Genomic DNA, 13765 nt, shown 5'->3' on the forward strand with positions numbered 1-13765 from the left:
TTTATTGACAATAATCCTTCATTAGTTATATAATATTCATGGTGATATGATGTATATATGTAATTTATGTCCGCGCAAGTGCGGCATAGACAGAGACGAAAAACTTGGTGTTTGCAAAATGAAGAATGAACTTGCAGTTTCAAAGGCAAGTGTTCATGTCTTTGAAGAGCCTGTCATCTCGGGCACACGCGGTTCGGGAACAGTTTTTTTCGCAGGATGCAATCTATCTTGCGTCTTCTGCCAAAATTATGAAATTTCTCAAAATAAGGACGCTATATTTAAGTACATAAGCAAAGAAAGGCTCGTAGAAATATTTTTCGAGCTAAAAGCAAAGGGTGTTCACAATATCAATTTGGTCTCGCCAATGCACTTTAGTCATCTTATCAAGGACGCCATCATTCTGGCGAAGGAAAAGGGCTTTGATCTGCCATTCGTCTACAACACAAACAGCTACGAGCTTAAAGAGGCAATCAAAAATCTGGATGGTCTCATCGACATCTACTTAGCAGATTTCAAATACTTTTCAGACACTTATGCCAATGAGTTTTCACACGCGCCTAATTATAGGAAGTATGCTCTTGAGGCCATTGACGAGATGCACAGACAAGTCCCTGAAGTAATTATCGAGGACGGGATAATGAAGAAAGGAGTCATTATAAGACTACTTTTGCTACCAAATTTATATTTCGATGCAAAAAAGATAGTTCGTCTTCTTTATGGTAAATATGGCGATAGCGTGATATTTTCACTGATGAATCAATATCAACCCATGCACATGGCGAAAAATTATAAGAAGATCAATAGGACTGTTAGCGACCTAGAGTACGATAGCTTCGTAGACTATGCGGCGGACCTTGGCATATCGAAGGCCTTCGTTCAAGATAAGCAAGATGGCAAGAATTACACGCCAAACTTTGATTTGGAGGGGGTTTAATGCTTTTTTCTGATAAGGAGCTTAGAGAAATACTTTTTTGTGAGGATGAAAAATTTTTAGAAGAGCTTTATGAAAAGGCACGTGAAACGTCCAAAGCCACTTTCTCGAACAAGATTTACATAAGGGCTTTGATCGAATTTTCAAACTATTGCAAGGAAGGCTGCTACTACTGCGGCATAAACAGGAATAAATCTTCTGTTCACAGATTTCGCTTAACTAAGGAAGAGATATATTCTGCTGCTGAGTCGGCTTATGAAGCAGGTTTTAGAACCTTTGTTCTACAAGGCGGGGAAGATACTCATTTCACGGACGAAATTTTTTCTGAAATTATTTCTCATTTAAAGAAAAACTATGATGCAGCCATCACTTTATCCTTAGGAGTGAGAAGCTATGAGTCTTACAAGATGTTTAAAGACGCTGGTGCAGATAGATTTTTATTAAGGCATGAAACAGCCGATAGCGATATATTTCAAAAACTTCATCCAGCTGATCAAAGTTTAGAGCGTAGACTCAAAGCCATCTACGACTTAAAGGCGCTTGGCTACCAAGTAGGAACGGGTTTTATGGTCGGAGCGCCATTTACAAATATAGAGAGCTTTATAAAAGATATAAAATTAATTAGAGAGATAGACCCAGCCATGATAGGCATGGGGCCCTTCATCCCATCTAAGGAAACGCGCTTTGAGTCTTGTCCAGCCGGAACGCTTGAAATGACACGCAAACTACTCGCAATACTTAGACTTGAGCATCCTAAAGCACTAATACCATCGACGACAGCTTTAAATACTATTGTTGAAAATGGCAGAAAATTGGGTATATTATCAGGGGCGAATGTAATCATGCCAAACGTGTCACCAAAGTTTGCTCGCGAGAGCTATAACCTATATGACGGCAAGAAGTCATCAGGCCTTGAGGCAATCGAGGGCGTTCGCGAACTAAACGAGTATTTGAAAGAATTTGGATATGAGATTGAATTTACGAGAGGAGACTATAATGTATAAATACGATGTTAATTCTGAAAAAGCAGATGAATTTATAAATCACGAGGAAATTCTTGCCTCTCTTGAGTACGGCAGAAAAAATAAGCACAACAGAGAGCTGATAAAGGCTGCGATTGAGAAGGCGAAGGAAGTCAAAGGACTTTCGCACAGAGAAGCATTTCTTTTGTTATCATCTGAAGAAGAGGACTTAAACGAAGAAGTTTACAAGCTTGCAAATGATATCAAGCGTAAATTTTATGGCAATAGGATAGTTCTATTCGCACCGCTATATTTGTCAAACTACTGTGTCAATGGCTGTGTTTATTGCCCATATCATCTAAAGAACAAAACTATTCACAGAAGAAAATTGACTCAAGAAGAGATAAAAAATGAAGTAATCGCTCTTCAAGACATGGGTCACAAGAGACTTGCGCTTGAAACAGGCGAGGACCCTGTCAATAACCCAATCGAGTACATACTTGAGTCTATCAAGACCATTTACTCCGTTCATCACAAAGCTGGAGACATAAGAAGGGTCAATGTTAATATTGCAGCGACTACCATTGAAAATTACAAAAAATTAAAGGATGTCGGCATAGGAACATATATTTTATTTCAAGAGACATATCATAGAAAAAATTATGAAGCACTTCACCCAACAGGACCAAAGCATGACTACGCTTATCACACAGAGGCCATGGACAGGGCGCAATTAGGCGGCATCGACGATGTTGGCTGCGGCGTTTTATTTGGACTAAATAATTACGAATACGATTTCGTGGGTCTTTTGATGCATGCAGAGCACCTTGAAGCGCGCTTTGGCGTTGGACCGCACACAATTAGCGTGCCAAGAATCAGACCAGCGGACGACATAGATCCAGAATCTTTTGAAAATGGAATTTCAGACGATATATTTAAGAAGATAGTTGCCTGCATCAGAGTATCAGTACCATACACAGGCATGATTATCTCAACGAGAGAGTCAGTAGAGACTAGAGCAAGGATTATCGATTTTGGTATAAGCCAAATTAGTGGTGGCTCAAAAACATCAGTTGGCGGTTACGCACACGAAGAGGAAGAGTCCTCAGCTGATACAGAGCAGTTCTTCACATCAGACCAAAGAACACTTGATGAAGTAGTTTCATGGCTGATGGATACAAATCACATACCATCATTCTGCACAGCTTGTTACAGAGCAGGCAGAACAGGCGATAGATTCATGAGCCTTGTTAAAGCCGGACAAATCGGCAACATTTGCCAACCAAACGCGCTTATGACACTTAAAGAATATTTAATAGATTACGCATCGCCAGAGACAAGAAAAAAAGGCGAAGCACTTATCGAAAGAGAAATAAATAACATTGGCAAGGAAAAAGTTAAAGAGATAGTTAGAGACAATCTTAAAAAGATTGAAAATGGCGAGAGAGACTTCAGACTATGATGGCGCGTTCATTGCAAAAGCACATTGTCATCGCAGGCAGAGTAAATGCAGGCAAATCAACGCTTTTTAACTCCATCATGGGCTCAGATGCTGCCATAGTCTCAAGCAAACGAGGCACGACGACAGATGCAGTTCGTAAATCCATCGAAGTGCCGGGACTTGGACCAGTCGTATTCATTGATACAGCTGGATTTGGCGATGACACAGACCTTTCAGATGAGAGACTAAAAAAGACACGCGCCGAATTTTCTAAAGCCGATGCCTTTATATATATCGATGATAATGATGATGAGGCTATTTTAAAAGAGCTAGAAAAGTACAATAAGCCAGTCATCAAAGTTATTATGGCGATCGATAGAGACGTAAGCTATGATAATGAAGATGCAATCGTTTATAGAGATGATAGCTCACGCGAAGAAATTTTTACAGCGCTTAAAAAAGTTTTAGATACAAAAGAAGAATCATTATTAGATGGCGTTGTAGATGGCAAAGCGACCATCATCATGGTTATGCCGCAAGATGCAGCAGCACCAAAGGGAAGACTGATAAAAGCGCAAGTTGAAGCCATAAGAGAAGCACTCGACAAGGGCATGACAAGCATAGTCGTGGGTGATGAAGACCTTGAGAGCGTGAGAGATAGATTTCACGGCGCAGACCTTGTGATCTGCGACTCAAGAGTTTTTAAAAAAGTTTATGACGTTTTTGGCGGAATAACAAAAGTCACTTCATTTTCGGTACTTTTTTCAAAAATGAAAGGCGATATAGATTATTTCATCGAATCAGTGAAAAAATTCGATAATTTTAAGGGCGACGAAAAGATTTTAATAGCCGAGGCTTGTACACATCCACCCATTAACGAAGATATCGGAACCGTGAAAATACCTGCCATGCTTAAGAAACGCTTCGGCGATGGCTTGAAATTTACATTTACAAGAGCCGACGATTTTGAAGATATAGATGATTTTGACATGATCATACATTGCGGAGCTTGTATGTTTAACAGGGCACATGTAATGAGCAGGGTGGCTATGGCTAAAGAAAAAAATGTGCCGATGACGAATTATGGGGTTACGATTGCTTACCTAAACGATATTTTGGATAAAATACAATATTAATTTTAAATAGATACATTTCGTTTGCGATGTATCTATTTCTATTTATACAATCACATTTTAATTGACTAAATGCGTGAAATGTAGTACAATTGATACAGATAGAATATAACAAGGAAGTGGGTTAGAGTCCTACACAGTGCCGCTACGGTATTTGCGATTAGCATAAGTCCGATACTTGTACTTTAGTTTTGCTCCGGTTCAGAGCAAGGCTAGTTTTTTAGCACAGTTATTTCTATACTATAGTATATTAAAGGAGAAAGATTTTATGAAAAAACTTATTTTCTTAGTAGTCATATTGTCACTAGTGTTCACATATGGCTGCAAATCAAATGAAAAGCCAGCTGAAGTTAGCGACAATGCTAACGCTAGCGAAAAAACAGAAACAACTGAAAAGTCTGATGTTAAAGAGATAACTGTTGGTCAAACTTGGGTTATTACAAGTGATGACCCACTTGATGGAGCAAACGGTTGGAGCATCACAAACCATGGTATCAGCGAGTACGTTTACACTCTTCAAGCTGATGGTACCTTAAAATCAAGATTTGTTAAATCAATCGAGGCTCAAGACGAGACTCACTTTACTGCTGAATTAAACGAAGGCGTTAAGTTCGCTGATGGCAGTGAGGTTGATGCTAAGGCATTTTGTGAAGCAATGAATATGATCATGGAAAACAATGAATTTGCTCGCGCTTCTGCTGGTAAGATCGTTTTCACTCCAGTTGAAGACTACAAAGTAGAGATACTTACTGAGCTACCTACAGTTAATCTTGAATCAATTTTCGCTGAGTGGACTAACGTTATGTTCAAGAAAGATGGTGACAAATACATCTTCACAGGCGCTTACAAGATTAAAGAGCTTAAACCAGGCGCTGAAGTAGTTTTAGAGAGAAACGAATATTACGACGGTTTTGAAAATAGACCTGAAACAGTTATTATCAAGGCTTTTAAGGACGGAAACGCACTTAAGCTTGCTTATGAAAGCGGTGAAGTGGACCTAGCTTTCGGCCTTACAAACGATGTGGCTGTCGGTTTAAAGGACAAGGGCTTCAAAGCGCTTGATTACAATGCTGGATACCAATACTACTGCTTCTTAAATCTTAAGAGAGATCACTTAAACGACCTTCACTTCAGAAAGGCACTTGACCTTCTTGTTAATAGACAAGAGATCATAGATGCACTTGGCGGAGGAGACATGCCTACAGGACTATTTGCCAAGAACTTCAGCTTTAACGGCGATCAAAAATTAACTTTTGATGTAGACAAGGCTAAGGAAGAATTTAAGGCTGCTGGCTACACTTATGAAGGCGACAAGCTTATGGATAAAAACGGTAATCCTGTTAAATTAACTATATTAACATACTCTGCTAAACCAGATTTACCAGTTATTGGCCAAGTACTTGTATCTGATCTAGAACAAGTGGGCATAGAAGCAAGCGTTTCACTAGCTGACAGCATCGACGAAGAAGCTGCTAAGGGCAATCACGATATATTATTATACGCTCAAAACCCAACAGCAAGCGGCAACCCACACTATTTCTTCGCTCAACACTTTAAGACAGATGCTGTTAAGAACCACAGCTACTATGCTAATGCTGAAGTTGATAAATTAATCGACGAACTTGGAGTAACAGCTGATATTGCTAAGAGAGACGAGCTTTCAAAAGAAATTCAAACAAAGATCTATGAAGATCTTCCAATACTATACACAGTTGATCCGCACTGGTTTGTAATGCTTTCTGATAATATTAAGAATTATGAAATCTGGAACGGAGACTTTTTTGTAACAAACCCAACACTAACAGTTAGATAAATGAAAGTCATAAACTTTTTTTGCAAATGGCTTTTGATATTCATAGTAGGTTCACTGATCGCCTTTGGCATCGTTAGGCTTATGAGCGGCGATCCAGTTATGATGGCGCTTAGCGAGAGAAACCTCCCTGCGACTGAAGAAAATATTAGCTATTTGAAAAAAGAATTTGGCCTTGATAAATCACTTAGCATGCAGTATTTTGAGTGGATAAGTGATTTTATCAAAGGCGATTGGGGCAAGAGCTACATGACAGACGTCGATTTGAAGCCTGAAATATTAAGGAGAGCTCCTGTTTCACTTATGCTTGGCTTATTAGGGCTAATATATGCGAGTATATTAGCCTTTTGGCTAGGCTATTTGTCGAGCCTTAAAGATGGCTTTTTTGATAAATTCACAAGGGCACTTGCTCTTTTCACTCAAACCGTTCCAGTTTTTATACTTATTATTCTCTTTGTGTACTTCTTTGGCGTGAAATACAGATTCATCAGGTTCTTCAAAACTGGCTCAATCGCAAGCCTAGCAGTTGGAACGTTTTTTGTAGGTCTTCCACTTATTGGACCTATGTCCAGAACGGTTAGGATATATTTTTTAGAAGTGATGAAAAAACCATTCTTCCGTTTTTATATTGAAAGAGGCTACAAAAGAGAAAAGGCTCTTTTAAAGTACTGCTACCACGAGCCCTTACAAGGCCTTTCCGGTTTACTTATCAGTCAAAGTGCTTACGTGATAGGCGCCAGCTCAGTTGTAGAGTTTGCTTTATCAATACAAGGACTATCGACATTCTTGATCGAGTCCATCGCCCACAGAGATTATCTAATCATACAAACATATATCATGATGATAATTATATGGATGTTCTTTGTACACTTAATTTTTAGTGTATTTTCGAAATTTGTGATAAAGAGGGGAAGCGCATAATGAAAAAGATGATAATATCAGTAGTCATAATACTTTTGGTAGCGATAGTCCTCACAATAATCCCGACACAAAACCCAAAATTCGTTGACATCAAAAATAAATTCTTGCCGCCATCGGCTGAACACTTCATGGGCACAGACCACTTGGGTAGAGATATATTCTCGCTTATGGCACAAGGCTTTTTAAGAACCTTATGCGTTGTTTTGATAGCGAGCGCCGTCTCATACGCAGCTGGACTTGCACTTGGCATAGTAGCTGGCTTTTATGGCGGAGCTGCTTTAAGCGTCATACGTTTTTTAACGGACTTAACCTTAATCATACCAACCTTTATAGTTGCTTTGATCGCGTCAATCATCTTCTCGGACACGGTTCTAGCCGTTGGTCTTGCACTAGGCTTTTCAAATATAGGTTTCTTCGCAAACCAAAGCTATAAACTTAGCGAAATTATTCTTAGAGACCCTTATGTTGATACGCTTAGAATGCTGCAAGCACCAAACTCATACATCATGAGAAAGTTTTTGCTGCCAGAGCTTCTAGCGCCAAGCTTAAATCTTATGGGCAACAAAGCCTCAAATCATATACTAGCTTACGCTTCACTAACATTTATCGGTTTAGGCGCAGATATCACAGCGCCGGATTTTGGAACCATGCTATATCAGTACAGAGGCTACATCATTGACAAACCGCTTATAGTTTTGTGGCCAGCACTTGGCATATTTTTCCTAAGCTTAATTTTTCACTACACATTTGATGAGGTGAACGTATGATTGAGCTAAGAAATTATTCAGTGAGCATAGCTGGCAAATCCATAATCAAAGATATAAACCTTTTAATTGAAGATGGCAAGTCCATGAGCGTGATTGGTGTTTCAGGAGCAGGTAAGAGCGTGACCTTCAGGTCAGCACTTGGCTTGATTTATAATGCGCAAATAGATGGCGAGATATATTACAAAGGTGAAAGAGTAAAAACTTTAAAAGATAAACTCAAAAATGAAATCGGTTATATCACGCAAGACGTACAAAACTCGCTAAATCCATACATCAAAGTCATTGATCAGATGACGAGCGATTTAGTTTTTGCGAAAGGAATTTCAAAAGCAGAGGCAAAAGAGAAGGCACTTGAGTCCTTGGAAGCGATTGGAATCAGTAAAGACAAGGCAAAGAAGTACCCAGATGAGTTTTCAGGCGGCATGCAGCAAAGAGTTGTCATCGCCATGATATTAAACAGAGGGCCAGAGCTTTTGATTGCGGACGAAATTTCGAGCGCGCTTGACAGAGAATCGACCGATATGGCCATAAATATGATTAAAAATCACATGGACAAAAACAAGATGAGCCTTATCTATATCACACATAACCCTTTTGACGGCATAGCGCTAACAGATAGGATCTGTGTTTTTAAAGATGGTAGAATCATTGAGAATAGAGCGTCAGACGAGATTTTTGAAAGCGAAGAAGAGAATACGAAATTACTTTTAGATGCGGCAGGGAAAATATATGGAAAAAATTTTAGAGATTAAAAATTTAAAAAAGACATTTAAAATGTCAGACGCACCGACCATTTCCGATTTAAATTTAGATTTATATGAGAATGAATTTTTAGGCATCATCGGCCCATCAGGTAGCGGCAAGACAACCCTTCTTAGGCTCATAGCTGGTCTCATAGTTCTTGACAAAGGTGAAATTCTCTACAAGGGACGCGATTTGCCCATAGTTGGCGATAAAAGAAGGAACCTCGATGATTTTCCAGTACAGCTAATATTTCAAAACGCCGTCTCATCCTTCGATGCGAAAAAAACTATACTAGCTAGCTTTAAAGAGGCGCTTCACTTTTCTAAAAAAGATTTTAACGAAGAAGAGCTTGAAAAACTCATGGATGACTTCGAACTTGATAGAAGCTCTTTACAAAAGCTTCCAAATGAATTATCAGGCGGCATGATTAGCCGTGCTCAAATAATTAGGGCACTACTAACACAGCCAAAGGTTTTACTAGCAGACGAGATTACATCGCCACTTGATGTTAATCTGAAGCTCAAGATCACAGAGCTACTTGATGCGTATAGAAAAACACATGGGATGAGCATTATACTTGTGAGTCATGATGTGGAGCTATTGGAACATGTCTGCGACCGAATTGTGGATATCAACAATATAATGGTTAGAGCTAATTAATTCTTATCAAAATCGCGACTGAGGCTCGTTCGTTTTGTTGACAATGCTCGAGTATTACATATACACTCCGCTTGTCAAAAAACTCCACTTCGCCTCATTCATCGATTTTGCTTGAAGAATGACTTAAGCTTAAAACTTATGTTTTAAGCTTAAGTCTTAATTGACACGGAGTAAAAAAGTTCTTTTAAATTATAAATTCTGTAGATGAGAAGAGAAAAAACACTTTATTAGTCCAATCATCGCATTTTATCTGCGAAATTTAGTTTGAGCGATTTTGTGTAATCTTACAAAAACCGCTTCGCCTTATCCATCATAGCGCAAAGGTTCTCGTCCGTATGGACGAGGTTCTTCTTCTGCTTGAAGAATGACTTAAACTTAAAATTGAAATTTTAAGCTTAAGTCTTAGTTGACACGTGGTAAAAATTTAATTTTATAAATATTTTAGTGGATATATATCGTTTGATGTGTATCCATTTTTTTATTGCGCCGTTCGAATGCGAATCATTTTGACAAGTGTGATAATAAGTAGTATAATAAATATTATTGTGGCAAAATGAGGTGATACAATGAAAAAATATTCTCTAGTTAAAAAATACATACAGCCATACATATTTATTTATTTTTTAGCATTTTTATTTGAAATTCTATCGAGCGCACTGCAAATGCTTATACCTATAATCTTAGGTACAACTATTGACAGCATCATAGGCAGTGAAGAGCCGACTAATAAAATCATGATGGGCTTTATAAAACTTTTAGGCGGCAGAGACTTAGTGAGGGAGCGTCTTGGACTCATTGCCGCGGCCTTCATTGCAGTTAGTTTTTTAATTGCTCTACTAAATTTCTTAAGGCCATACATTAGTGGCAAGGCGACTTACACTATCAGTAAAGGCATTCGTGACAATATCTTCAAGAAGATTTCGTCACTAAGCATTAAGGACATGGCATCGATCACAACTGGTGACATGCTTCAAAGGGCGTCGAGCGACATCACTCAATTCGAAATAATTATCTCAACTACCATGATGGCACTACTAGGAAATATCTCCTACATCGTCATCTCTTTAATCACGCTATTTACAATTAATGCGAAGCTTGCACTTGCATCCATATCCTTGATGCCCTTCCTTCTCATAGGAACATATCTTTTTGATAGAAGCGTGGTCAAGGTCTTCGACGAGTTCGAGCAGTCGGAGGCGAGACTAACTTCGACTGTGCAAGAAAATTTATCCTCATACAAAGTTGTTAGAGCATTTTTCAAGCAAAAGCACGAGATTGAGAAATTTGAAGATGCCAGCATGGATCTTGCGAACAAGGACTACAAGATCATGAAGTATTTCGCATACTTTTGGTCAGTAGCTGAATTTCTTTGCTTCTTGCAAATAGCTTTGATTGCGATATTTGGGGTTCTTATGCACAAAAATGGAGCTGTTTCCGTTGGTGAGTTTACAGCAGTCTTTGCTGTTGCCTTGAATATGGTTTGGGTTGTCTTAGGAACAGGCAGAATGCTTTCAAGATTTACAAGAGTAACTGTTGCCATCAGACGTTTCGACGAAGTTTTACAGATGGACTCTGAAGACCTTGACAAGGGCATCAAAGACATGAACATCAAGGGAGCTATAGACTTTGACAAGGTGTCTTTCACTTATGATGGGGTACATGATGCAGTTAAGGACCTATCCTTTAGCATAGGTGCTGGCAAGACACTTGGAGTGCTTGGGCTTACTGGTTCTGGCAAGTCTACTCTAGTTTCGCTTATACCAAGGCTTATGGAATACGATGGATCCATTAAGGTGGATGGAATAGAGCTAAATACTATATCTAAGCGCAAGATAAGAGAGAATATTTCTATAATTCTTCAAGAACCATATCTATTTAACAAGACCATAAAAGAAAATATTGCATATAGATGGCCAGATGCGAGCGACGAAGAAATCATCAAAGCGGCTAAAATTGCTGATATTCACGATGACATCATGAATTTTCCTGATGGCTACGACACAATTGTCGGAGAGAGGGGCGTGAGCCTATCGGGCGGACAAAAGCAAAGGCTTGCCATAGCAAGAACCATACTTGTTCACACGCCTATAATCATCTTTGATGACGCGCTTTCTGCAGTTGACACGCAAACAGACATCAACATAAGGACTGCACTTAGTCAAAGCGAAGAGACTCAAACGAAGATCATCATCTCGCACAGAATCTCAACTCTTATGAACGCTGACAAGATCATCGTTATGAAGAGGGGCGAGAAGGTCCAAGAGGGCACTCATGATGAACTTATACGTGAGGATGGCCTTTACAAAACTATCTATGAGATACAAAACATCGAGGTGGACTAGATGAAGATAAGTTTATTTAATTTAGTGAAAAAATTTAAGATTGAAGCTGCCATAGTTTCGGTGCTTAACTTAATTTATGCAGTGCTTCTTGCGTTTTGGCCACTTTTAACAAAGTTTATCATCGATAACTACATCTACAAAAGTGATATGGAAAGCTTTCCGAAATTTATCGTCATCATGCTGCTTTTTGTTGTGATGATATCATTAACCGAGCTATCATATTGCTTTATGGCAGGAAAATTTGAAAAAAAGATTATACTTTACTTAAGAAGTGAGACATTTTTGAAGACGCAAAAACTATCAGCCAAGTACATGGATACGCACCAAGTTGGTTGGATGGTCTCAAGACTTGTTCATGACACGATGTCAATCAAGGAATCGGTTGCGTGGAACCTCTTCGATATGGCAGATGGTTTATCGAGGCTAGTCATCATATTTATAACTATGTACTTACTTAATGCAAGGCTAAGTCTTTATGTTCTAGCAAGTATGCCATTCATAGCCATATTTACCTACATTTTCCAAGATAAGATGATGAAGGCACAAAAGGAGATAAAGGCAGCATCGTCAGACCTTACAAGCAAGCTAAATGAAGACATACAAGGACAAAAAACTATCAAGACCCTTCTTAGAGAAAAGGAAAATCTTGAAGAGTTCAAAGAAATATCAAAAAGATACGAAAGACGCAGCAAACACTCAGTTACGCTTCAAAGTCTATATATTCCGTCCTTAACATTCTTAGGCTCAATCGCCACAGCTTTTATTCTTAAAGATGGTGGGGTAGCAGCCATAGCAGGCACTTTGACAGTGGGTACGCTCTTTGCTATGGTTCAGTACTCAACTGAGATTTACGAGCCCATTAGGCAAGTTGCCTCGGTTTTGAAAGAGCTTATATCGATGCAAGCGTCAATGGACAGGGTCAACAGCATTTTAGAAGCAGATGTCGATGTCTACGACACGAAAGAGATAGAGGCCATCTATGGCGATGCGCTTGATGCGCCTAAAAAGTCGCTTCCTGCGATGAAGGGCGAGATTGAGTTTAAAGATGTGTATTTTGCATATAAAGATGATGACTATATATTAAAGGATTTTTCTCTAAAAATAAAAGATGGCGAAAGACTTGCTCTAGTTGGAGAAACTGGAGGAGGTAAGTCGACCATCATTAACATAGCATCAAGATTTTACGAACCAACAAAGGGCGAGGTTTTTATCGATGGCATTAATTATAAAGAGATGCCGCTTAAGTGGGTGCAAATGAATTTGGGCTATGTTTTGCAAACGCCGTACCTTTTTAGAGGAAGTATACGCGATAATATTTTATATGGCAGAGATGATGCGACAGAAGAGGAGATGCTAAGGGCAGCTGAAGTTGTTGGGCTAGATGAGATTGTAAAGTCATTCAAAGACGGCTACGATACAGACGTCGGTGAAGGCGGAGGAAAATTATCACAAGGCGAAAAGCAATTAGTGAGCTTTGCAAGAGCCTTGATCAAGGACCCAGCAATACTCATACTAGATGAGGCGACATCATCAGTCGATACTTATCAAGAAAAAAGAATACAAGACGCAATCGAAAAACTTCTTGAGGGAAGAACCTCAATCACCGTTGCTCATAGATTATCGACCATAGTTACTAGCGATAGAATTTTATATATACATCAAGGACGTATAGCTGAGATGGGTACGCATAAAGAGCTAATCGCAAAAAAAGGTATGTATTATCAGTTGTATAGGAATCAATACATCGAATCTCAATTGGAAAATATATAATTTTTTGTTCAAATGTGCCCTTGGGCTCGTTCTTTCCTCAGCAATGCTCACGTACCATTAGTACGCTGCGCTTGCTTCGTCAGTCCACTTCGCCCAATCATCACATTTGCTCCAAAAAATTTGTTTGTGCAGATACATTGACGAGGATAAATATTCTATGACAATAGTGAGAAAAGTGATTTTCACGAGCGCAGTCCTCGGAATAAACTGAATTAATTTCGTAATTTGCAGAGAAATCAAGATGATTTTGCGTTGTACAGAATTTTTTGGAGTGAGGTGTGCAA

At 39.0% G+C, this 13765-nt stretch carries 11 protein-coding genes and 1 riboswitch; all 11 genes read left to right on the plus strand.

Going from position 1 to position 13765, the window contains the following annotated elements; translation table 11 throughout:
- Positions 1-49: 49 nt before the first annotated feature.
- The 11 genes from M1R53_RS00510 (at position 50) to M1R53_RS00560 (ending at position 13481) form a co-directional block, all read left to right on the plus strand.
- A complete protein-coding gene (locus M1R53_RS00510) occupies positions 50-934 on the plus strand; it encodes a radical SAM protein (RefSeq protein ID WP_346428867.1) in 885 nt (294 codons plus the stop codon).
- Positions 934-1935 carry a [FeFe] hydrogenase H-cluster radical SAM maturase HydE gene (hydE, locus tag M1R53_RS00515; protein WP_249242689.1) on the plus strand — a complete coding sequence of 334 codons (1002 nt, stop codon included), beginning with the start codon at positions 934-936 and terminating at the stop codon, positions 1933-1935. The genes M1R53_RS00510 and hydE overlap by 1 nt, the downstream gene beginning before the upstream one ends.
- Positions 1928-3355 carry a [FeFe] hydrogenase H-cluster radical SAM maturase HydG gene (gene hydG, locus M1R53_RS00520; protein WP_249242690.1) on the plus strand — a complete coding sequence of 476 codons (1428 nt, stop codon included), beginning with the start codon at positions 1928-1930 and terminating at the stop codon, positions 3353-3355. Before hydE ends, hydG begins: the two co-directional genes overlap by 8 nt.
- The gene (hydF, locus tag M1R53_RS00525; protein WP_249242691.1) at positions 3352-4470 is read left to right on the plus strand and encodes a [FeFe] hydrogenase H-cluster maturation GTPase HydF; all 1119 of its coding nucleotides are present in this window, start codon (positions 3352-3354) and stop codon (positions 4468-4470) included. Before hydG ends, hydF begins: the two co-directional genes overlap by 4 nt.
- A 97-nt stretch (positions 4471-4567) precedes the next feature.
- Positions 4568-4687, plus strand: a riboswitch (adenosylcobalamin (AdoCbl) riboswitch).
- A 48-nt stretch (positions 4688-4735) separates the two neighbouring features.
- Positions 4736-6280 carry an ABC transporter substrate-binding protein gene (locus M1R53_RS00530; RefSeq protein ID WP_249242692.1) on the plus strand — a complete coding sequence of 515 codons (1545 nt, stop codon included), beginning with the start codon at positions 4736-4738 and terminating at the stop codon, positions 6278-6280.
- 33 nt (positions 6281-6313) lie between these two features.
- Positions 6314-7198 carry an ABC transporter permease gene (locus tag M1R53_RS00535; protein WP_249242693.1) on the plus strand — a complete coding sequence of 295 codons (885 nt, stop codon included), beginning with the start codon at positions 6314-6316 and terminating at the stop codon, positions 7196-7198.
- Complete coding sequence (locus M1R53_RS00540; RefSeq protein WP_019214195.1) at positions 7198-7965, plus strand: ABC transporter permease; 768 nt, start codon at positions 7198-7200, stop codon at positions 7963-7965. Before M1R53_RS00535 ends, M1R53_RS00540 begins: the two co-directional genes overlap by 1 nt.
- Positions 7962-8717, plus strand: a complete 756-nt coding sequence (locus M1R53_RS00545) for an ATP-binding cassette domain-containing protein (protein WP_249242694.1) — start codon at positions 7962-7964, stop codon at positions 8715-8717. Before M1R53_RS00540 ends, M1R53_RS00545 begins: the two co-directional genes overlap by 4 nt.
- The gene (locus M1R53_RS00550; protein WP_249242695.1) at positions 8695-9369 is read left to right on the plus strand and encodes an ABC transporter ATP-binding protein; all 675 of its coding nucleotides are present in this window, start codon (positions 8695-8697) and stop codon (positions 9367-9369) included. The genes M1R53_RS00545 and M1R53_RS00550 overlap by 23 nt, the downstream gene beginning before the upstream one ends.
- 566 nt (positions 9370-9935) lie before the next feature.
- Positions 9936-11711, plus strand: coding sequence for an ABC transporter ATP-binding protein (locus M1R53_RS00555; RefSeq protein ID WP_249242696.1), 1776 nt, complete (start codon positions 9936-9938; stop codon positions 11709-11711).
- Positions 11712-13481 carry an ABC transporter ATP-binding protein gene (locus M1R53_RS00560; RefSeq protein ID WP_249242697.1) on the plus strand — a complete coding sequence of 590 codons (1770 nt, stop codon included), beginning with the start codon at positions 11712-11714 and terminating at the stop codon, positions 13479-13481.
- Positions 13482-13765: the final 284 nt, after the last annotated feature.

Source organism: Fenollaria massiliensis, from assembly GCF_023347705.1.
Lineage (GTDB): Bacteria > Bacillota > Clostridia > Tissierellales > Peptoniphilaceae > Fenollaria > Fenollaria massiliensis.